Here is a 20,782-nt window from a genome sequence, read left to right as displayed (position 1 = left end):
TTTAACGACAAAATCCGGTCGTTTTCGAAAAGCGACAGCACTTTTTAACGTTTTTCACAGACATAGGCTTGCGGGAAAGTGGCTTGCGACGGCCGGCAGAGGGCTTAGTGTGTCGCCAAAAGGAGAGGCGGAATGAAGCGGAACAAACTCGGCCAAAGCGATATCGAAGTGTCTGATCTGTGTTTGGGGTCGATGACATGGGGCACCCAAAACTCGGCAGAAGAGGCGCATGAACAGATCGACCGCGCGCTGGACGCGGACATCAACTTTGTCGATACGGCGGAGATGTATCCGGTCAATCCGGTGAATGCAGAGACCATTGGCCGAACCGAACGCATTATCGGCCTGTGGTTCGAACGCGACAGCCGCCGCAGCGATATGGTGCTGGCCACCAAACACTCGGGCGAGGGGATGACCCATGCCCGCGATGGTGCGCCGATCTCCTCAAAAACCATTCCCGAGGCGATTGAGGGCTCCTTGCGCCGCCTCAAGACCGATTACATCGACCTTTATCAATTCCATTGGCCCAACCGCGGCAGTTATATGTTCCGCAAGAACTGGAGCTATGATCCCTCAAACCAAAACCGGGCAGAGACAATTGCCCATATGGAAGACACGCTGGAAGCCCTGCAAAAAGAGGTCAAACGCGGCACGATCCGCGCCTTTGGCCTCAGCAACGAAAGCGCCTGGGGTCTGACCCAGTGGGTCAACGTGGCAGAGCGGGTTGGCGGCCCACGCCCGGTGTCAGTGCAAAACGAATATTCGCTGCTGTGCCGGATGGCCGATACCGATGTGTCAGAGACTTGCATCAACGAGGACATTGATATGCTGGCGTTTTCCCCCCTCGCGGCGGGGCTGTTGACCGGCAAGTACCAAGGCGGCGCCGTCCCTGACGGATCACGCATGTCGCTCAATGCGGAACTGGGCGGGCGCAAGACCGAACGTGCCTTTGATGCGGTGGATGCTTATCTGTCCTTGGCGCAGGCTTACGGCCTTGATCCGGTACAGATGGCGCTGGCCTGGTGCAGGCAGCGCCCCTTCATGGGCTCTGTCATCTTTGGCGCAACAAATATGGACCAGCTTGAGCGTGCCATCGGGGCAGGGGATCTGGATTTGCCGGATCAGGTTATCAGTGCCATTGATGACGCACATAAATCGCACCCGCTCCCGTATTAAGTGGGTCCGGTTTCGCGGCGTGTATCAGCGCCCGCCGCTTCGCTCTTGGCGCATCTGGGTGGCAGACATCCCAAACTGGGCCCGAAATGCGCGGGCAAAACTGGCCTGAGACGCAAATCCGGTTGCGAACGCAATATCCTGCAAGCTGTGGTGTGTCTGGCGGACCAGTCTTTCCGCCTCTGTCAAACGCAGTTGCAGGTAATGCGCCTGCGGACTGCGGCCCAATCGCTTTTGAAATTGCAATTGCAGCGCCCGTTGGCTGAGGCCAAGCCGTTGTGCAAGCTGCGCGACGGGCAGCGGTTCATCAAGTGCGGCCTCCATCAATTGCTGGGCTTTCGCGGTGACTGCGTTGTGGCGCGGATCGCTGCTGCGGCTTTGCGGCTTTGGCGGGGCGGGATCATAGATGAACGTCCCGGCGATCTTTTGCGCCAATGTGACCCCATGCTGTCTGCCAATCAGATCCAGCATCATCTCAATCGCCGGGGCCGCGCCGGCGCAGGTCAGACGGCTGCCGCTGATCTCGAACCGGCTGTTGACCACATCAATCAGCGGAAAACGCTCCGTAAATTTTTCCAAGTCTTCCCAATGGGTTGTCGCGCGATGCTGATCCAATAGCCCGGCCATTGCCATCACCCAAGGCCCGCCGTCAATACCGGCGATCACACTGCCTTCCCCTTCCAGGCGCCTCAAACTGGCAATCAAGGCCGGGGTCGATTGGGCCTCAAGGTCAAAACCTGCAACGATGATCAAAAGATCGGTGCGCGTGACCTTCTGCAAGGGCGCGGCGGGGATCGTCACACCACTGGTCAGGGTCACGGGGACCGCGCCGGGCGTCGCAAATTGCCAGTCAAACAGGGTCCGGCCCGCTTGCCGGTTCGCGGCCCGCAACGGATCAACCGCCGCCGCAAAGCTCAGCGTGTTGCAATCGTCGAGAACCAGAAGAGTGGTGTGTGTGATTTTACCGGATTTCATCAAGTCATCTTCGTATTTCGCAAAGTCTGCAAGATCAAGCTGTCTCATAGTTGTTGCAACTCAGATCAAGGGAGCCTGACAATGCCGCTCAATATGAACAAAGATGTTTTTATCACCTGTGCCGTGACCGGATCGGGAGGCACCCAAGATCGCAGCCCGCATGTGCCGCGATCCCCCAAGCAGATCGCCGACAGCGCCATCGCGGCAGCCAAGGCAGGCGCGGCGATTGTGCATTGCCATGTGCGTGATCCCGAAACGGGTGCACCCAGCCGGGATTTGCGCATGTTCCGCGAAGTCACAGACCGGGTCCGCGACAGCGACACAGACGTGGTGTTGAACCTCACGGCGGGCATGGGCGGCGATCTGGTTTTCGGCGATGTGGAACATCCAATGCAATTGTCACAGCAAGGCACGGATATGGCCGGTGCCTCAGAACGGGTCGCACATGTGGCGGAATGCCTGCCGGAAATTTGCACGCTGGATTGCGGCACCATGAACTTTGCCGAGGCCGATTATGTGATGACCAACACCCCCGGTATGTTGACAGCCATGGGGCGGATGATGACCGATCTAGGGGTCAAGCCCGAAATTGAGGCCTTTGACACCGGCCATCTTTGGTATGCAAAACAATTGGTTGCCGATGGTGTTCTGGACAGCCCTGCCTTGGTGCAGCTTTGTATGGGCGTGCCATGGGGCGCGCCGGATGATCTCAACACTTTTATGGCGATGGTCAATAACGTGCCTGACGACTGGACCTTTTCTGCCTTCGGTCTCGGGCGCAACCAGATGGCCTATGTGGCCGCTGCGGTGCTGGCAGGCGGCAATGTACGGGTGGGTCTTGAGGACAATCTGTGGCTGGAAAAGGGCGTTTTGGCCGAGAATTATCAACTGGTGGAGCGCGCCCAAACCATCATCGAAAACATGGGTGCGCGGGTCATTGGCCCGGCTGAGGTGCGCGAAAAACTGGGCCTGACCAAACGGGCGCCCAAGTGAAACGGGCGCTGGCCCTTGTGCTGATGCTGGCGGGGTGCGCGGCAGCGCCTTTGCAGGATGTCGGTATCGGCTTGCGCAACCCAACCGCGCCCATCGGCGGAACCAGCCGGTTTGACGCGGCCCGATTTGCCGGGGATTGGCATGTGCTGCGCTGCCTTGGGGACTGCGCGGCGCAGGTGCGCTATGACCTTGGTGCAAGCGGGAAAATACGGCGGCAGACCGGGGCGGATCAAACACTATTCACCGTCACAGCCCCCGGCGTTCTGCGATCTGAAACGCCTGAACAAACGCTTGTGGTGATGTGGGTGGACGAAGGGTTCAGGACGGCCGCCGTCGGCGATGCCCATGGCAGCTGGGCCGCGATCCTTGACCGCAACGCCACATCCTCGCCTGACCGGATCAAGGCGGCCACTGAGATATTGGATTTCAACGGCTGGGACATCAGCCAACTTCGGAAAGTGAACAAATGACCAAGACAGCAGCAATTATCGGCGGCGGCGTGATCGGTGGCGGCTGGGCCGCGCGGTTTGCGCTGAACGGGTGGACGGTGAATGTCTTTGACCCCGACCCGGAAGCGGAGCGTAAAATTGGTGAGGTGATGGCCAACGCCCGCCGGTCTTTGCCTGGATTGACCGATGTGGCTTTGCCCGAGGAAGGCGAGATCCGGTTCTGCGGCACAATCGCCGAAGCCGTGGCAGGCGTGGACTGGATTCAAGAAAGCGTTCCGGAACGGCTTGAGATCAAACACAAAACCTTTGCCGAAATACAGGCCCATTGCACGGCGGATGCTGTGATTGGATCGTCGACCTCGGGCTTCAAACCCTCCCAATTGCAGGAGGGGGCAAGCCGCCCGGGCCAGATCATGGTCGCCCATCCGTTTAACCCGGTGTACCTGCTGCCTCTGGTGGAACTGGTGCCGGGGGATGCGGGCGATCCGGCTTTGATTGAGCAGGCCAAATCATTGCTGTCCGGCATCGGCATGTATGCGCTGCACCTCAAGAAAGAGATCGACGCCCATGTCGCGGACCGCTTTCTCGAGGCGGTCTGGCGCGAGGCGCTGTGGCTGGTCAAAGACGGCATCGCAACGACGGAAGAAATCGACAATGCGATCCGCTATGGCTTTGGCATTCGCTGGGCGCAGATGGGGCTGTTTGAAACTTACCGCGTGGCGGGCGGTGAGGCGGGCATGAAACATTTCATGGCGCAGTTTGGCCCCTGTCTGAGCTGGCCATGGACCAAGCTGATGGATGTGCCTGAATTCACCGACGAACTGGTTGATCTGATCGCGGGCCAGTCGGATGCGCAATCGGGCCATATGTCTATCCGGGAATTGGAACGGACACGCGACAACAATCTTGTGACCATGATGCGCGGGCTCAAGGCGCAGGACTGGGGGGCAGGGGCGTTGCTGAACCAGCAAGAAGCCCTGATGCGGCAAGGCACCGATCTTGGGGCAAGCGCCGCCGACCTGCCAGCGGACCAGCCCGTGCCAACGGCGCGGCGTACAGTGCCGCTCGATTGGACGGACTACAACGGCCACATGACCGAGAGCCGCTATCTGCACGCCTTTGCCGATGCCACGGACCGGTTCATGGAACTCATCGGCTGTGATGCGGCCTATATCTCTTCGGGAGGCAGCTATTTCACGGCCGAAACCCATATCCGCCATCTCGATGAGGTACATGCCGGTGCGGTGATCACGATCACAACCCGCGTTGTTCTGGGGGAGGGGAAAAAGATGCACCTGTTCCATGAAATGCGCGAAGGGGATCGGTTGTTGGCAACCGGGGAACATTTCCTGCTGCATGTGGACCTGAAGACCCGCAAGCCCTCGCCGCCGTCGCCACAGATTGAGGCTAATCTTTTGCGGTTTGCCAAGGGGCATGCGCAACTGCCCGCGCCCGATGGGTTAGGCCGGGCCATTGGCGCGCCACGATGAAGCGGGCGCTGATCACTGCAGGCGCGGCCGGTATTGGCCGCGCTATGGCCGATGGGTTCGATGCGGCGGGCTATGAGGTCTGGGTGACGGATGTTGATGCGGACGCCTTGGATCAATGCCCCGATCACTGGCGTTGCCACCACGCCAATGCAGCAGAAGAAACTGCCGTGCGGGATGTCTTTGACCAGATGGATCATCTGGATGTGCTGTGCGCCAATGCCGGGATCGCCGGGCCAACAGCGTTGGTTGAGGATGTGGCTTTGGCCGACTGGCAGGCCTGTGTCAGTGTCAATCTGGAAGGGGCTTTTCTGGCCGCGAAATACGCCGCCCCCCTGATGAAACGGGCAAAATCCGGCGCAATGATCCTGACCTCGTCTACGGCAGGGATCTATGGCTATCCCAATCGTGCACCCTATGCGGCGGCGAAATGGGCGGTGATCGGACTGATGAAAACCCTCGCGATGGAGCTGGGCCCTTTCGGCATCCGCGCCAATGCGATCTGTCCGGGCGCGGTGGAAGGGCCACGCATGGAAGGGGTGCTGGAGCGCGAAGCGGCAGCCAAGGGCATGACCCGTGATCAGGTCTATGAGGGCTACGCCGCTGGCACCTCGATGCGCAGCTTTGTGACCGCGCAGGATATCGCAGATATGGCGGTGTTTCTGGGATCAGATCAGGCGCGGATGGTGTCAGGTCAGGTGATCGCAGTGGATGGCCATACGGAAAACCCCGACCCGAAACTTTAACGGATCAACGCCCGCATCTCGGTCAGGAAGTCGGGAAACTCGCGGGCGGTGGTGCTGGCCTCGCGGATCAGATTGTCGAAATCTTCGGTCATGGTCTCGATCCGCTGGCGGTCGCGAAAGGCCATGTAATGACCGCCCGTATACAGCACCGCCAGCAAGGGGCCAAAGACGGTAACAGGGGCGCTGTACATCTGGCGGGCGTCGAACTGGTAGATGCGCAACCGCGGGTACAATTGCCGCGACAGGGCGATCAATTGGTCGGTCTGGGCAATGCGCCGAGGGGCCGATAACCCGGAATAATATCCGACACCGCGCACAAAACACTCGATCTCCGGCAGGGGCATGGCAATCTCGTATTCCGACCCCGCTCCGCGCATCCAATCCAGCCTGTCCCGAGAGGCATTGATTGCCTGCTGCGTGGTCCGGCCCAGATGCGGCCCGTATTCCCATTGCAGCATGTCTTGGGTCTTGAGCATATCCGGCAGGGTCGCGGGCACATGGCGGATTTTGTAACCCGCAGCCTCCCGATGCCAGCTGAAAATCTGTTCATCCACCAATGCACGGGGGGCTTGGGATACTTCAAAGCTGTTGGTTACCAGATCAGCCGCCGTTTCGGGCCGGTCTGACAGACCCAAAAGCCAATCGGACGACACCCCCAGAACCTGTGCACAGGCCGCTACCACATGTGCGCCCGGCATCCGGGCGCCGCTGTCTGTCAGGGCCTGAGACAAGGTGGATCTGTCTGTCCCTATGGCACGGGCAAGGGCGCTTTGCGAAATGCTGGCATCCTTGATGGCCTGCGTCAGGCGGGCGCGAAATTGGGCGGCGCGGTCAAGTTTGCTGTCTTTACTACTCATTTGATGACTTTTGTCACAGTCTGATCGCTTTGTTAATCATTATCTGGGTGGGCAGACGGGAAAAATCCAGTCATCACAAAACCGTTACAATTCAAAAATGAAGCGGGACTATATGCAGGCGGAACAGGTGCAGGCGACAATTTTTCCTGACCGGATGGACACAGACCCCGTCCCGAATACCCAGAACCTGTCTTTCGAATGGCCAACGGTTTGCCTTTTGGCAATTTGCGCCGCGCTTTGGATTGTTGCGCTTGCCCTGCCTGCGGGATGGTGGCCGCTGGCCTTGCTTTTGCTGGTGCCGGCCTTGGCGCAGCATTCCTCGCTGAGCCATGAAATCCTGCATGGGCATCCCTTTCGCGCCGAATGGGCCTGCACCTTGCTCGGGCTGTTTCAGCCGGGATTGTTTGTGCCCTATCTGCGGTTCAAGGCGCTGCACCTTGCGCACCATCACGATGCGCGGCTGACGGATCCCTATGACGACCCCGAAACCAACTACCTTGATCCGGCCGTTTGGGCAAAGATGTCAGGCTGGCAAAAACAGATCCTTCTGTTCAACAACACCTTGCTGGGGCGGATGCTGATCGGGCCGGCCTTTGGCACCCTGTGTTTTGTCAAATCAGATATCAAGCAGATCCGGCAAGGGCATCTGGACGTGGCGATGCACTGGATTTTGCATCTGCCAGGCGTTGCCTTGACGCTTTGGCTGGTGAGCCTTTCGGCGCTGCCGCTCTGGGTCTATCTTCTGGCCTGCTATGCCGCGCTGTCGATCTTGAAAATCCGCACGTTTCTGGAACATCAGGCCCATGAACGCGCCTCGGGACGATCGGTGGTGATCGAGGATCGCGGGCCGCTGGCGTTGCTGTTTTTGAACAACAACCTGCATGTGGTGCATCACATGCACCCCACCGTTGCATGGTATCGTCTGCCGGGTCTGTACCGCGCTCAAAAGGATCGGTTCTTGCGGCGCAATCATGGCTATGTCTTTTCATCATACGCCGAGATTTTCGGAAAGTTCCTGCTGCGCAGCAAAGATCCGGTGGCGCATCCGCTCTGGAAGCCGAAGGGCGAATGAGCCTATAGGAAGGGATGAACATCCCGTTTCCTGATCTTTGGATCATCGTTTCTCTGGCTGCGGCCGCCTTTCAGACTGTCCGTTTCATGCTGCAAAAGCACCTTGCGACGGCAACCCTGTCGGCGGGCGGCGCGACCTTTTCGCGGTTTCTTTATTCGATCCCTTTCATTCTGGCGCTGCTGGCAGCGTATTTGTTGATCTCTGGCAAGCCGATGCCCCAGATCGGTGCGGGGTTCTGGATCTATGGTTTGGCGGGGGCCACAGCGCAGATTTTGGCGACTGTCTGTGTGGTCCTGCTGTTCAAACAGCGCAACTTTGCTGTGGGCATCACATTCAAGAAAACCGAAGTTATTCAAACCGTTCTGATGGGATGGATCCTGCTGGGCGAGGGGGTGTCGACCCTTGGATTTGCCGCGATTGCACTTGGTATCGTTGGGCTTTTGTTGCTGTCTGGCGGGCCAGAGGCCAAGGGCTGGCGACTTGGCGATTTGCGCAACCGTGCGGCGGGCCTTGGGCTGGCTTCGGGCATTTTGTTTTCGATCTCTGCGGTCAGCTATCGGGGCGCGTCTCTGACCGTGGTTGAAACCGACCCGATCCTGCGGGCGGCGGTCACGCTGGCGGCGGTGGTGACGATGCAAACGCTGATCATGGTGATCTGGCTGCGTCTGCGCGAACCCGGAGAAATCACTGCGGTCTGGTCTGCCCGCAAGGTTGCGATCTGGATCGGGCTGACCTCTATGGGGGGCTCGCTGTGTTGGTTTATCGCGTTTACCTTGCAGAACGCGGCCTACGTCAAGGCGGTAGGTCAGGCGGAGCTGATCCTGTCTGTCGCAGCCTCCACCTTGTTTTTTCAAGAGAAAATCACCCCGCGCGAATGGGCGGGTATGGCGATCCTGATGGGGTCAATCTTGATGCTGGTTCTCGTAATCTAAAACGTATTGTCAGCCGGACGATTGCAGTGCTTTCAGCACCTGCATCGCGGTCTCGCTTAATGCTTCGGGGACGAAGGCATGGTCGTGATGGAAGGCGGCGACCATGTTGCAGGCGATCCCGTTGGCGGCCAGGGCAGTGGCAACCGCCGCCGTCAGGCCAACCCCTTCCAGTGATGAATAGACGTTCAAGGTGATGCAGCGCATGGGGTGATCTACGGGCAGGCCTGCCGCCTTGGCAACTGACAAGGGCAAGAGCAAGGACAGCCCTTCATCCTCACGAAACACCGAAATCGCCTGTCCGATCAGGCCGGCGGCCAACTGATCATCCACAGTGGCAAAGACAAAAATGCCCGGTCGCAACTCAGGCGACATGCCAGAGATCATATCGGCGGCGGTATGGGCGATCTTTGGCATCAATCTGCCTTTCTCAATCGGTCATCGGATGGCCGCGCAGACGCAAGAACAGGCTTTCTTCGTCGTTGTTTTTGAAAAACGGCACCGATGCGGGCGGGGCCAGATCGCGGGCGCGGGCCTGCACTTCTGCCATGACCACCTCGGTGATGAACGGCATGTCAAAGGAACGTGCCTCACTCAGCGCGACCCATTGCAGGTGTGAAAGCTCATCACAGGCGGCGCCGAAATCATCCAGATCGCTGGCGATGTCTTCGGCGTCCACAAGGAAGAACCGCGCATCAAAGCGGCGCGGGCGGCCCGGCGGTGTGAGCGCACGAAACACGAACTGCAACGGCGCGGCATGGGGCAAATGCCCGGTGGCAGCAAAGCTGGCCCAATCGGCGGGCGGCTCGATGTCCCATGTGCCGGGTTGGCCAAGGATCAGACCGGTTTCCTCCCATAACTCCCGCACCGCGGCCACGGCAACTGCATGGGCCAGCGCCGGATCTGCGTCTTCGCGCAGGCGGGCGGCGCAAGTTTCGGGAAGCGGGGCGGCCAGCGGGATTTGTGCATCTTCTGCATCTACAGCACCGCCGGGAAACACAAATTTATTGGGCATAAACGCCGCTTTTGCGCCGCGTTGACCCATCAGGATCTTGGGATCGTCATGGCGATCACGCAAAACGATCACGGTGGCCGCATTGCGGATCTTGCTTTTGTCGATGGTCATCTGTGGTTCCCCGTCCTGCCTCGGACCGAAGGGACAGATCAGGTGCCGCTGCCGAAGCCGCCCATTTCCTTGGCCCATTGAAAGCCGATCATGGCCCCCTTCAGTCTGGGCAGAAGGTAAAGCGACAGGCCGACACATCCAACCGCAAAAATCGTGAACAGCGTCAGCGGCTCGGGGCGCCATTGCACAAACACGATATGCAGCAGCGGCGCCATCAAATGACCCACGATCAAAATCGTCAGATAGGCAGGGCCGTCATCGGCGCGGTGATGGTGGAATTCCTGATGGCAAACAGTGCAATTGTCGCTGACCTTCAGATAGCTCTTGAGCAAGGGACCGGACCCGCAGTTGGGGCATTTGCGCCGCCACCCGCGCAGCATTGCCGCGCCGCGCGCACGTCCGCCTTCGGCATCTGTGGCGTAGGTTTGCATATCGGCCTCTGCGATCACGTTCTGGGTCATTTCAGCATCCTTTGATCGGTCCTAGATGGGGGGAACGCGGGCAAAAAGAAAGAGGGCAATTCTCGCTTGCGGCGGGATGTCGCAAATTCTCTTCAAGGATTTTATCAAAAAAACTTCGACGGAAATTCTGTTTGGCTCCGTTTGACCTGTATCGCACCTCAAAAGGGGGCGCAGAAAACAAAACCAAGGAGATCACACATGACTGTTCGAGCAACCCTTCACATCGTGTCTTTGGCCGCATTGATTGCCATCGGGGGCCAGGCCGCCGTGGCCAAGGGCGACGGCCAGGCATCCAAATTTGCCGAGATCGACAGCGACAGCAACGGACAAGTGACCGAGGCCGAAATGCGCGCCCATGCCGCCGCCCGCTTTGCTGCGGCTGACAGCAATGGTGATGGCTTTCTGACCACCGATGAGATGTTGTCGGCCCGCAAGGCACATGGCGGTAAACATGCCGAAAAGATGCTCAAGAAATTCGACAAAGACGGCAATGGATCGCTGGATGCCTCCGAACTTGAGGCCGCAGCAGAAAGCCGCCAAGGCAAACGCGGCAAACGTATGATGTCGCGTCTGGACGCCAATGACGATGGCAAGCTGGCGCTGGAGGAAATGACCGCCAGACGGGATCCGGCCAAGATGATCAAAACCTTGGACAAGGACGGCAACGGCACGTTGAGCGCCGATGAATTTGCCGAAATGCGCAAACATGGCAAGAAACGCCATGGCAATTACGGCTCTGACTAAGATCGGGCAGGGGGCGCTTGTCATGATCGCCCCCACAGCCTAGCACTGATGAATATGCACGCGGGCCATACCGAACCGGACACTGAGGCGGAGCTTCTGACGCGCTACGCGGCGGGTGATCCTGCGGCGGCCCGACTGTTGGCTGCACAGGTGACGCCGCGCATATTTGCCCATGCGCTTCGGGTTTTGGGAGATCCGGCCGACGCCGAGGACGTCACGCAAGATGCGATGATGCGGCTCTGGCGCATTGCGCCGGAGTGGCGGGCAGGCGAGGCAAAGGTCAGCACATGGCTGTACCGCGTGGTGGCCAATCTGTGCATTGACCGCCTGCGCAAACGCGGCGGTGTCCCGCTTGACGATGTCGCCGAACCGGCCGATCCGGCACCTTCGGCTGTGCAGGGCATGCAGCAGGCAAAACGGCTTGATGCCTTGCAAACCGCGCTCGATACCTTGCCGGACCGGCAGAGACAGGCGGTTGTGCTCCGCCATATTGACGGGCTTAGCAACATGCAGATCGCCGCTATTCTGGAGATCGGCGTGGAAGCCGTGGAAAGTTTGACAGCGCGAGGCAAACGGGCGCTGAAATCCGCACTTGAGGGGCAAAGGGACGCATTGGGGTTTGAAGATGACAGCATCTGACAAGAACACATCCGAAACAGATATCGAAACTTTATTCGCCACGGCGCGATCCGCCGCGCCGCGCGTGCCGGATGCCCTGATGATGCGGGTCTTGGCCGATGCGCAACAAATGCAGCCGGTCCAGCCGGTGCAAGGCGGCGTGATGTCGTGGCTGCGGGCCTTGGGCGGGGGGCCGGGTGTCGGCGGTCTGGTGTTCGCCACCTGTGTCGGGTTCTGGATCGGCGTCGCTCCGCCTTCCAATCTACCAGATCTGGCCGGGCAACTGTTGAACCTGCAATCCAGCGCGGACATTGACGACAGCGATCTGACCAGCTTTGGCTGGGATATCGAAGAGGGATAGATCTATGGACCATCAGACACCCACATCCAAAGCCAGCCGCAAGATCCGCTGGGCCTTGGGCCTGTCGCTGGCAGTGAACCTGTTGTTTGTCGGTGCAATTGGCGGCGCGATTTATCGCAACGCGGGCGGGCCGGGGCTGGACCGGTATCACGCCCCCGACCTGCGCAGCTATGGCACCCCTTACGTTCGCGCCTTGCCCCGCAAGGACCGACGTGACCTGCACGCGTATCTGAAGAAGAACAATGGCGCTGGGCGGCCCTCACGGGCAGAGCGGCGCGCCCAGTATGACAACATGCTGTCCGTGCTTCGGGCCGAGCCGTTCGAGGTTGACGCCGTGCAGGACATTCTCAAGGCGCAGGGCGCTGCTGCCCACGAGATGCAAACGGCTGCGCATCGCGCATGGCTTGACCGGATCAGCGCCATGTCTGCAGAAGAACGGCAAGCCTACGCAGACCGGCTTGAGCGGGAGCTGAAAAAGCCCAAACGTAAATTGCGCAAGCCGCTGCGAGACTAGGGTCAGGTGTCCCTGACCGTGTCGCGCTTGACTTGCTCTCTTTGGACCGGCGCGATAGGCACAGGCGGTATGAATTGGAGCAGCCGATGAAGTTCAAAGACAATGACGAAGTGGTTGCCACTGTGCAGGCGTCTTCAGGACGGCGGTTTTTGGGCGTTGTCTCGCTTGGGATATTGGGCGTATTGCTGATTTATATCGCGATGCTGCGCTCTCCGGGCTGGGAATGGCAGCTGTTCCTCATCGGCATCGGTGCCGCGTCGCTTTGGATGGCGCAGGCGATGTGGCGGGCCACGGCCAGCGCGGTTGAGCTGACGCCATTGGTGCTGCGGGATGCGGATGGCACCGTGATTGCAGAGGTGGCGGATATCGTCGGAATGGACCGCGGATTCTTCGCGTTCAAACCATCAAACGGTTTTTTGCTGAAGGTCGGTAGCGGCAGCACGCGCAACTGGCGACCGGGGCTGTGGTGGCGATTTGGCCGCCGGATCGGCATCGGCGGGATGACCCCCGGCAGCCAGACCAAATTCATGTCCGAGATTATCTCGGCAATGATGGCCACCCGCGATGCGGATATGCCTGAGATTTAGATGCCGTCCGGGCAGGTCTCCCAGCACACGCGCGGTGCATAACGGGGCCGTGTAAACACAAAGTTGCGGATCTCACGCTCTTCCAGCCCAGTTCTGAAAGGGGCTTCATAAGTCGTGAATGTCTCAACCACAATAACGCGTTCGCGGTCGGGCATCACCGGCAAAACATTGTGCCAGTTCTCGACATCCGAATTGCTGAGCGGCAGAGCACCGCCACCACGGGTTTGCGACCAATCCCGATAATAGCGATCCTCGGACTGATCATACAAGATCGACGTCACACGGATCGTTGAATCGCCCTGGCTGTTGCTGAGGTATTCAAACAGCTGGTGCAAACCGGTCAGGTATTCCCCATCAATCGGAACCGTCTCGCGAGAAATGGCATCGCCCAGGGAATAGGCTGCCCGCTGCGTCAGACCGTGGGTGCGAAACGAATGGAAGATCGAAAACATCGTCAGGAATGCCCAGAACATGGCGGGCAGAATGATCATGGCCTCAAGGGCGATCACACCGTCCTCGCGGCGCATGAAGTCCGCGCGAGCGATGTATCTCAGAGTGACTTTGAAACGCTGGTAAAGCATTAACCCGGCTCCTGAACAAATGTGGAGGATGAGAGCATCCTGGCCTTGCCAGAACCGTCCTTTTCAAACGCATAGCCAAGTCCGCTGGTCGGATAGACCGGATCAAAGCGCACACAGGCCCGCAGCATCATCAGCTCGTGTTGTTGGCCCAATGTAAACCCGCGCACCGGCTGGACCGGCTCCGCAGTGTCCACGCAGTCCGCTTGCTGATCAAAGGTTGCAAAGTTGCGCGGATCGACCGGCGTCATTTCAAGGCGCAGGGAGGAATCACAATCCTCAAGGAACCCGGCATTGTCACAAATCATGGTTTTGATCTGGTCATGGGTCATGGCGACATTGGTGTTCAACCGGATATAGCGCACGGCAATATCAAGCCCGCGATCCAGATACATCTGGCGCATGGAATAAAGGCCCATTTCGACCGACATCAGGAATGCACCAAACAAGATAGGCACGAAGATGCAGAATTCGATGACCAGCGCCGAGCCGTCCTCGTCACGGCGAAAACGCCGCAACTGTTTTTTAAGAACCGTCTTCATTGAGTCAGCCTCAACTGGTTGATCTGGCGGGCAATCGCCGAGAAGGCTTCGCTGATTTCCACACCTTCCACACGGAAGAAGTGGCTGGGCGAGGAGGCGCAGTTACGCATCACGGATGCACCGTGATCGGTGACCTCAAAGCCAATGGACCAAATAACCATTCTGTGCACCTTGGCCGCGTCGCAGATGTTGTCCAGCAGGCTGTCACCCAGCGATGCGGTGTACCGGCGCCAGTAGTAACGCGAACGGCGCGACGAGCTGACGGAGTTGTACAGGTAGTACTGCAGGTTATAGCGGTTCCAGTGCGCATACTCACTGTCGGAGTTGTAGTAGCGGTCTGAGATCCGATAGCTTTGGTCGTTCTGGCCATCGGTCATCAGAATGATGGTTTTCAGAGTTTCGTGATCACCATAAGTCGCTGGACGGTCGGCAAAGACCGCATCCACGTGACCTGCGTCGGACAATTGGCCGGTAATGGTCGTGAAGGAATTGTCCAACATCGAAACGGCCCATTTCATGCCAAGGAAAATCGACGTACCGGCACGTGGCTTGAACAGATCAATCCGGTTCTTCAGATCGTTCGCATCCTGGCTGAACGGCACAATCTCTTCGTACCAGTTGCGCGGGCAGACCGTGTCGTAACGTGTGTTACGCGTGCTGCCGGACTCGTTGGAATAATAGTTCCACTGGAAATGCTGCATCTGGTCGTAGGTCCGCCCATGGTTCAAGGACGCATGGCTGTACTCTGTGTCCGGCATTTCAAGGCAGTGGGAGAAATTGTGAACCTGATTGACGTTCAATTGGTCCATGATCTTTTGGCCCACATTCACATGTTCGGAATAGGGGATCATTGAGACCGAGATCAAATCGCGGTTGCCCGGCGTCAAGACAGTGTCGATGAAATCAGAGGCCGCATCTTGCAGGTTTTCCATCTTGTTGTTGTTTTTCATCGAACCGGAGATATCGAGCACCAGAGAGATTTCGACTTTGTTGATTTTTTCCTGCGCTCTTGAACGGGCGGGCACGTTCAGCTCTTCGACACCCATGGTGTCCATAAACTGTGTGTTCATGGTCATCTCGGCATCAACAGTCACTGTGCGGTAGTTCAGCCCCTCGTCGACGTCGACGTTTGACACATAACCGGCCATGCCCGATTTATCGAAATAGTCGCGCACAACGGCTTCGGGATCCAGGGTCTGGTCAAGGTCGGCCGCGGCCAGCACGGCCCGGTCAGAGACAGCTTGAATGCGCGTGCGCTCCATTTCGTGGCGCATCATGTCTGCGCCAATGCCGCCGATCATCACCATCATCAAGACCATGAACATCGCGAAGATGGTAATTGTACCTTCCTCTTCGCGGGCAAATTTCCGCGGTTGCCGCATGATCGCATCGATCATTTGTAGGTTCATATCTGGTTTCATTTCGTCACCTTTTCATGGATAGGCTGTTTCCAGCCCGCAGCGCGGATTACGCACTTAGCCTTAAGAAGGTTGTGATCCCGAAACGTGTCTTAAATAGGGCCATTGCGTGTCAATGCGGGCCCTTTTGACGGACATTTTAGCGTCAATGCAGATGCTTGCTTTGCTCTGTTTCCAGCCTGGGAACAAAAAGGCCGGTTTCCGGCGAATCACCGCTTGTGCTTACAAATTGAGCATTAACTATGAATATTGTCGCACCTTGCAATTCTGGCGGTTAGGGTGGTGACGCAGGGTAACACCAACTGAGTCGTCCTGCATAGGTTGCATCACTGGAATAATACAGGAGCCCCCAATGAACCCCTCCAACGAGCCGAGCTTTCGCGACAGCGTTGATATGATGTTCAATCGTGCTGTTGCACTGATGGACCTGCCGCCGGGCCTGGAAGAGAAAATCAGGGTGTGTAACGCAACCTACACCGTTCGTTTCGGGGTCCGCCTGCGCGGCAAGATCCAGACCTTCACAGGTTACCGTTCGGTGCATTCGGAACATATGGAACCGGTAAAGGGTGGCATTCGCTATTCCATGGCCGTGAACCAGAACGAGGTGGAGGCGCTTGCGGCGCTGATGACCTATAAATGCGCTTTGGTTGAGGCACCCTTTGGTGGGTCAAAGGGCGGTTTGTGCATTGATCCTCGCGAATATGACGATCATGAACTGGAACTGATCACCCGCCGCTTTGCCTATGAGCTGATCAAACGAGACATGATCAACCCCGCGCAAAACGTACCCGCACCCGATATGGGCACGGGCGAGCGTGAGATGGCGTGGATTGCGGACCAATACAAACGCATGAACACCACCGACATCAATGGCGTTGCCTGTGTGACGGGCAAACCGACCAACGCGGGCGGCATTCAAGGCCGGACCGAGGCCACGGGCCGCGGTGTCCAATATGCGCTGCGCGCCTTCTTCCGCGACGAACAGGGCAAGAAGAAAGCCGGCCTTGAGGGCAAGCTGGATGGCAAAAAGGTCATTGTTCAGGGTCTGGGCAACGTGGGCTATCACGCGGCGAAATTCCTGTCGCAAGAGGATGGCTGCAAGGTTGTCGGCATCATCGAACGCGACGGCGCGTTGCATGACGATGATGGTCTGGACGTCGATGCCGTTTATCAGTGGATCGCCAAGCATGGCACCATCACCGGCTATCCAAGCGCCAATTGCGAGGCCGATGGTGCCAAGCTGCTTGAGGGGGAATGTGACATCCTGATCCCTGCCGCTCTGGAAGGCGTTATCAACCTCAGCAATGCCGAGCGTGTGCAAGCACCGCTGATCATTGAGGCGGCCAACGGTCCGGTGACGGCGGGTGCGGATGAGATCCTGCGCAAAAAGGGCACGGTGATCATCCCTGACATGTACGCAAACGCAGGCGGTGTGACGGTGTCCTATTTCGAGTGGGTCAAGAACCTCAGCCATATCCGCTTTGGCCGGATGCAGCGCCGACAAGAGGAATCGCGTCACCAGCTGGTGGTGGACGAGCTGGAGCGGCTGTCTGCGGACAGCGGCATCGGCTGGCAACTGAGCCCCAATTTCAAGGAACAATACCTGCGCGGCGCGGGTGAATTGGAATTGGTCCGCTCCGGCCTCGATGACACCATGTCGACGGCCTACGATTCCATGGCAGAGGTCTGGCACAGCCGCGATGATGTCGATGATCTGCGCACCGCAGCCTATCTGGTGTCGATTGACAAGGTTGCCGCCAGCTACCGCGCCAAAGGTCTGTGATCCAATGACAAACGCAGCAGGGCGGGCGTTCTCGCCCTGCTGCCACCAGCCCAATTTTCCCAAATCGGCACTTTTTGGAATAGCTGCCCGATCTGAGGCGGACAGCCTGCGAACCTGCGCATAAGGTGCGGCTATGTTGTTTGATTTGCCTGATGACGACGCGCTTTATGCAGCGTTGCTGGACCGTGACGCGGATTTTGATGGCCGCGCCTATGTCGGGGTCACCTCGACCGGTGTCTTTTGCCGGTTAACCTGTCCGGCCCGCAAACCCAAGCGCGAGAACTGCCGCTTTTTTGGAACCGTTGCCGCCTGTGTCGAGGCCGGGTTCAGACCATGCAAACGTTGCCATCCCATCGGCACGGCGGCAGAGGCAGACCCGATGATCGTGCAATTGATGCAGGCGTTGCAGGCCGATCCCGCCCGCCGTTGGGGTGAGGCGGATGTGCAGGCACTGGGCCTTGACCCTTCCACCGTGCGCCGCAGTTTTAAACGGCATTTCGGCATGACTTTTCTTGAATTGGCGCGGCTCACGCGGCTGCGCACGGGGGCGGCTGAGTTGCCCAATGGGGCACGGGTGATCGACGCACAACTTGAGGCCGGGTACGACAGCCTCGCCGCGTTCCGCAGTGCCTTTGCCCGCTGGATGGGGATGCCGCCCGGACGTTTTGCCAAGGATGCCATGCTGCGCGCCGATTGGATCGACACCAAACTGGGTGTGATGATCGCGGTCAGTGACGCCCACGCGCTGCACCTGCTCGAATTTGCTGAACGCCGTGCTTTGCCGGGCGAGCTTAGGAAGCTATACGCCATGGCCAAGGGCAGTCTCGGCTTTGGCCGTTTTGCCCCCACGGACCAGATCGAAGCAGAGCTGGAGGCGTTTTTTGATCTGCGCTGCGCCCGCTTTGAAACACCGCTGGCCCCTCTTGGTACGCCATTCTCGAAACAGGTCTGGCAGGCCTTGCGAGAGATCCCCGCGGGCCAGACCCGCAGCTACTCCGATCTGGCCCGCGCCATGGGCCGCCCGGATGCCACCCGCGCCGTGGCCCGCGCCAATGGTGCAAATCCGATTGCAATCGCGATCCCCTGCCACCGGGTTTTGGGGGCGGATGGGGCGCTTACCGGATATGGCGGCGGGCTGTGGCGCAAGCAGGCGCTGATTGATCTGGAGCGCCAATTTGGTGCAGATACCCCTCAGAAAAGGAAGACCCGATGGTAAACCAAACAGACAAGGCGTTGGCCTTTGCAAAACTGCACGTCAAAGGCGCGCCGCTGGTTCTGTGCAATGCATGGGACGCAGGATCAGCCAAGGCCGTGGCGCAGGGCGGTGCACCCGCGATTGCAACAGGCAGCTGGTCGGTCGCAGCGGCGCAGGGCTATGCGGACGGGCAGGCCTTGCCGCTGGATCTGCTCTTGCAAACCGCCGGTCAGATTGTTGGCGCTGTTGATTTGCCGGTGAGTGTTGATTTTGAGGGCGGCTATGGGGTTGAGGCAGATGAGGTCGGGAAAAACGCGGCACGTTTGTTGGAGACCGGTGCCATTGGACTGAATTTCGAGGACCGGATTGTAGGGGGCGACGGACTGCACCCCGTGGCAGATCAGGCTCGCAGGATCGCCGCCATTCGCGCCGCGGCTGATGCCGCAGGCGTGCCATTGTTCATCAACGCCCGCAGCGATGTGTTCTTTCAAAAAGACAGTCTGCCACATGCCGATCTGATGGAAGAGGCCCTGACCCGCGCGGCGGCCTATGCAAAGGCAGGGGCAAACGGGATCTTTGTTCCCGGACTGTCAGACCTGAACCTGATCAAATCACTTTGCGACGCCCAAAGCCTGCCCGTGAACATCATGCGGATGGGCGGCGGCACGGCCATTGCTGACCTGGCGTCGGCAGGTGCCGCCCGGATCAGCCATGGCCCCGGCCCCTATTTCGCGGCCATGGAGACCCTGACCAAAGCAGCGGCCCAGCTTTACCAGTGATTGGTCGCTGCTAGGATGATCCATGACGCTAATTGCTGCAAAATCCGGCAGGGACGTTGATAGTTCTGTCTCAAGCTGACTAGAGTGAACAGTCTGCACGAAACAGGAGTATCTGATGCGGTTTTCTGGCTTGCGCGTCTTGCGTGAAGGTTTGACCGGCAACAAGGGTTGGGCCCCCCATTGGCGGGATGCCGAACCCAAGGCGGAATACGACGCGATCATCATTGGCGGCGGCGGTCATGGCCTCAGCACGGCCTATTATCTGGCCAAGAACCACGGCATGACCAACATTGCGGTGCTGGAAAAAGGCTATATCGGGGGCGGCAATGTGGGCCGCAACACCACGATTGTGCGGGCCAACTACATGCAGCCGGGCAACTCGGAGTTCTATTCCCATTCCCTTAAACTGTGGGAAGGGATGGAGCAGGATCTGAACTACAACGCCATGCATTCGCAGCGCGGGATCATCAACCTGTGCCATTCCGACGGGCAGCGCGATGCCTTTGCGCGGCGCGGCAATATGATGATTGCGCAGGGCGATGATGCCGAATTGCTGGACCGCGAAGGCGTGCGCAAATACCTGCCTTATCTCGATTTCGACAACGTCCGCTTTCCGATCTACGGCGGGCTGCTGCACCGGCGTGGCGGAACAGCGCGGCACGACGCGGTGGCCTGGGGCTATGCCCGCGGGGCCAGTGACCGGGGCGTGGACATCATCCAGCAGTGCGAAGTCACCGGCATTGATATTGAAAACGGTCAGGTGCGCGGCGTGCAAACCACCCGCGGCGCGATCAAGGCCAAGAAGGTGGGCATCGTTGTGGCGGGCCGGTCCGGACAGGTCGCGGCGATGGCCGGGATGCGCCTGCCGATCGAAAGCCACATCCTTCAGGCCTTTGTCACCGAAGGCATCAAGCCGGTGATCGACCATGTGGTCAGCTTTGGCATGGGCCACTTCTATATCAGCCAGTCGGACAAGGGTGGTCTCGTCTTTGGCGGCGATCTGGATTTCTACGCCTCTTATGCCTCGCGCGGCAACATGCCGATGATGGAACATGTGATGGAAGCGGGCATGACCCTGATGCCGATGATCGCCAAGGCCAAGGTGCTGCGGTCCTGGGGCGGGATCATGGACATGACCCCTGATGGCAGCCCGATCATCGACAAGACCGACACGGATGGTTTGTTCATTGATTGCGGTTGGTGTTACGGCGGGTTCAAGGCGGTGCCGGGATCCGGCTTCAGCTTTGCGCATCTGATGGCGACCGGTAACCACCATGCGCCTGCCGCGCGGTTCCGTCTTGACCGGTTCCGCACCGGACGCGGGATCATGGATGAAGAGGCCACCGGGTCTCAGCACAACCTGCACTGAGGGTTGAGAGCATGGAATATGAGTTT

At 58.9% G+C, this 20,782-nt stretch carries 24 protein-coding genes; 16 read left to right on the top strand and 8 right to left on the bottom strand.

Features of this window, described 5'->3' with window-relative positions; genetic code table 11:
* The first annotated feature begins 132 nt into the window (after positions 1-132).
* Positions 133-1,176: an aldo/keto reductase gene (locus tag K3754_RS13125; RefSeq protein WP_203210652.1), complete on the top strand. Its 1,044-nt coding sequence runs from the start codon at positions 133-135 to the stop codon at positions 1,174-1,176.
* Positions 1,177-1,200: 24 nt separating this feature from the next.
* Here the strand turns inward: K3754_RS13125 and K3754_RS13120 are convergent, their stop codons facing one another.
* Positions 1,201-2,196 carry a GlxA family transcriptional regulator gene (locus K3754_RS13120; RefSeq protein ID WP_259937884.1) on the bottom strand — a complete coding sequence of 332 codons (996 nt, stop codon included), beginning with the start codon at positions 2,194-2,196 and terminating at the stop codon, positions 1,201-1,203.
* A gap of 33 nt (positions 2,197-2,229) precedes the next feature.
* On the opposite strand from K3754_RS13120, the gene K3754_RS13115 reads away from it, so the two are divergent.
* From K3754_RS13115 to K3754_RS13100, 4 genes are read left to right on the top strand one after another with little or no spacing between them, the layout of a single operon-like run.
* Positions 2,230-3,141 (top strand): 3-keto-5-aminohexanoate cleavage protein, encoded by a 912-nt coding sequence (locus K3754_RS13115; RefSeq protein ID WP_259937883.1) that lies wholly within the window; start codon positions 2,230-2,232, stop codon positions 3,139-3,141.
* On the top strand, positions 3,138-3,611 hold the full coding sequence (locus tag K3754_RS13110) for a lipocalin (protein WP_259937882.1): 474 nt from the start codon (positions 3,138-3,140) through the stop codon (positions 3,609-3,611). The genes K3754_RS13115 and K3754_RS13110 overlap by 4 nt, the downstream gene beginning before the upstream one ends.
* The gene (locus K3754_RS13105) at positions 3,608-5,080 is read left to right on the top strand and encodes a carnitine 3-dehydrogenase (protein ID WP_259937881.1); all 1,473 of its coding nucleotides are present in this window, start codon (positions 3,608-3,610) and stop codon (positions 5,078-5,080) included. The genes K3754_RS13110 and K3754_RS13105 overlap by 4 nt, the downstream gene beginning before the upstream one ends.
* Complete coding sequence (locus K3754_RS13100) at positions 5,077-5,823, top strand: SDR family oxidoreductase (RefSeq protein ID WP_259937880.1); 747 nt, start codon at positions 5,077-5,079, stop codon at positions 5,821-5,823. Before K3754_RS13105 ends, K3754_RS13100 begins: the two co-directional genes overlap by 4 nt.
* Here K3754_RS13100 and K3754_RS13095 read toward each other — a convergent pair.
* A complete protein-coding gene (locus tag K3754_RS13095) occupies positions 5,820-6,680 on the bottom strand; it encodes a helix-turn-helix domain-containing protein (RefSeq protein ID WP_259937879.1) in 861 nt (286 codons plus the stop codon). The genes K3754_RS13100 and K3754_RS13095 overlap by 4 nt on opposite strands.
* A gap of 97 nt (positions 6,681-6,777) precedes the next feature.
* Here K3754_RS13095 and K3754_RS13090 point away from each other — a divergent pair, with 97 nt between their 5' ends.
* Together K3754_RS13090 and K3754_RS13085 are read left to right on the top strand one after the other, a co-directional pair.
* Positions 6,778-7,752 (top strand): fatty acid desaturase, encoded by a 975-nt coding sequence (locus K3754_RS13090; protein WP_259937878.1) that lies wholly within the window; start codon positions 6,778-6,780, stop codon positions 7,750-7,752.
* Positions 7,753-7,766: 14 nt separating this feature from the next.
* A complete protein-coding gene (locus K3754_RS13085) occupies positions 7,767-8,684 on the top strand; it encodes a DMT family transporter (protein WP_203210658.1) in 918 nt (305 codons plus the stop codon).
* A gap of 9 nt (positions 8,685-8,693) precedes the next feature.
* On the opposite strand, the gene K3754_RS13080 is transcribed toward K3754_RS13085, so the two are convergent.
* The 3 genes from K3754_RS13080 to K3754_RS13070 are packed head-to-tail and all read right to left on the bottom strand — an operon-like array spanning position 8,694 to position 10,238.
* Positions 8,694-9,098 carry an ACT domain-containing protein gene (locus K3754_RS13080; protein WP_259937877.1) on the bottom strand — a complete coding sequence of 135 codons (405 nt, stop codon included), beginning with the start codon at positions 9,096-9,098 and terminating at the stop codon, positions 8,694-8,696.
* Positions 9,099-9,111: 13 nt separating this feature from the next.
* On the bottom strand, positions 9,112-9,807 hold the full coding sequence (locus K3754_RS13075; RefSeq protein ID WP_259937876.1) for an NUDIX hydrolase: 696 nt from the start codon (positions 9,805-9,807) through the stop codon (positions 9,112-9,114).
* A gap of 38 nt (positions 9,808-9,845) precedes the next feature.
* Positions 9,846-10,238 carry a DUF983 domain-containing protein gene (locus K3754_RS13070; RefSeq protein WP_231024167.1) on the bottom strand — a complete coding sequence of 131 codons (393 nt, stop codon included), beginning with the start codon at positions 10,236-10,238 and terminating at the stop codon, positions 9,846-9,848.
* A 228-nt stretch (positions 10,239-10,466) separates the two neighbouring features.
* On the opposite strand from K3754_RS13070, the gene K3754_RS13065 reads away from it, so the two are divergent.
* From K3754_RS13065 to K3754_RS13045, 5 genes are all read left to right on the top strand, one after another.
* Positions 10,467-11,012 (top strand): EF-hand domain-containing protein, encoded by a 546-nt coding sequence (locus tag K3754_RS13065; RefSeq protein WP_259937875.1) that lies wholly within the window; start codon positions 10,467-10,469, stop codon positions 11,010-11,012.
* A gap of 48 nt (positions 11,013-11,060) precedes the next feature.
* Positions 11,061-11,651 (top strand): RNA polymerase sigma factor, encoded by a 591-nt coding sequence (locus tag K3754_RS13060; protein ID WP_409202355.1) that lies wholly within the window; start codon positions 11,061-11,063, stop codon positions 11,649-11,651.
* Entirely contained in the window at positions 11,638-11,991 is a 354-nt protein-coding gene (locus K3754_RS13055) for a hypothetical protein (protein ID WP_203210663.1), read from the top strand. The genes K3754_RS13060 and K3754_RS13055 overlap by 14 nt, the downstream gene beginning before the upstream one ends.
* Positions 11,992-11,995: 4 nt before the next feature.
* The gene (locus K3754_RS13050; RefSeq protein WP_259937872.1) at positions 11,996-12,505 is read left to right on the top strand and encodes a periplasmic heavy metal sensor; all 510 of its coding nucleotides are present in this window, start codon (positions 11,996-11,998) and stop codon (positions 12,503-12,505) included.
* Between the two features lie 86 nt (positions 12,506-12,591).
* A complete protein-coding gene (locus K3754_RS13045) occupies positions 12,592-13,092 on the top strand; it encodes a hypothetical protein (RefSeq protein ID WP_259937870.1) in 501 nt (166 codons plus the stop codon).
* Here K3754_RS13045 and K3754_RS13040 read toward each other — a convergent pair.
* From K3754_RS13040 to K3754_RS13030, 3 genes are read right to left on the bottom strand one after another with little or no spacing between them, the layout of a single operon-like run.
* Positions 13,089-13,673 carry a TadE/TadG family type IV pilus assembly protein gene (locus K3754_RS13040; RefSeq protein ID WP_259937868.1) on the bottom strand — a complete coding sequence of 195 codons (585 nt, stop codon included), beginning with the start codon at positions 13,671-13,673 and terminating at the stop codon, positions 13,089-13,091. The two genes, K3754_RS13045 and K3754_RS13040, sit on opposite strands and share 4 nt — an antisense overlap.
* The gene (locus tag K3754_RS13035; protein WP_203210667.1) at positions 13,673-14,212 is read right to left on the bottom strand and encodes a TadE/TadG family type IV pilus assembly protein; all 540 of its coding nucleotides are present in this window, start codon (positions 14,210-14,212) and stop codon (positions 13,673-13,675) included. Before K3754_RS13035 ends, K3754_RS13040 begins: the two co-directional genes overlap by 1 nt.
* Positions 14,209-15,633: a Tad domain-containing protein gene (locus tag K3754_RS13030; RefSeq protein ID WP_259937867.1), complete on the bottom strand. Its 1,425-nt coding sequence runs from the start codon at positions 15,631-15,633 to the stop codon at positions 14,209-14,211. The genes K3754_RS13035 and K3754_RS13030 overlap by 4 nt, the downstream gene beginning before the upstream one ends.
* Positions 15,634-15,982: 349 nt before the next feature.
* Here K3754_RS13030 and K3754_RS13025 point away from each other — a divergent pair, with 349 nt between their 5' ends.
* The 4 genes from K3754_RS13025 (at position 15,983) to K3754_RS13010 (ending at position 20,756) form a co-directional block, all read left to right on the top strand.
* Positions 15,983-17,413 carry a Glu/Leu/Phe/Val dehydrogenase gene (locus K3754_RS13025; RefSeq protein WP_203210668.1) on the top strand — a complete coding sequence of 477 codons (1,431 nt, stop codon included), beginning with the start codon at positions 15,983-15,985 and terminating at the stop codon, positions 17,411-17,413.
* Between the two features lie 133 nt (positions 17,414-17,546).
* Positions 17,547-18,629, top strand: coding sequence for a bifunctional transcriptional activator/DNA repair enzyme AdaA (locus K3754_RS13020; protein WP_259937865.1), 1,083 nt, complete (start codon positions 17,547-17,549; stop codon positions 18,627-18,629).
* The gene (locus K3754_RS13015) at positions 18,623-19,387 is read left to right on the top strand and encodes an isocitrate lyase/phosphoenolpyruvate mutase family protein (protein ID WP_259937864.1); all 765 of its coding nucleotides are present in this window, start codon (positions 18,623-18,625) and stop codon (positions 19,385-19,387) included. The genes K3754_RS13020 and K3754_RS13015 overlap by 7 nt, the downstream gene beginning before the upstream one ends.
* 115 nt (positions 19,388-19,502) lie before the next feature.
* Entirely contained in the window at positions 19,503-20,756 is a 1,254-nt protein-coding gene (locus K3754_RS13010; RefSeq protein ID WP_259937863.1) for a sarcosine oxidase subunit beta family protein, read from the top strand.
* Positions 20,757-20,782 lie beyond the last annotated feature (26 nt).

Source organism: Sulfitobacter sp. M368, from assembly GCF_025141875.1.
Taxonomy (GTDB): domain Bacteria; phylum Pseudomonadota; class Alphaproteobacteria; order Rhodobacterales; family Rhodobacteraceae; genus Sulfitobacter; species Sulfitobacter mediterraneus_A.
This window is presented reverse-complemented; position numbering and strand designations above follow the sequence as displayed.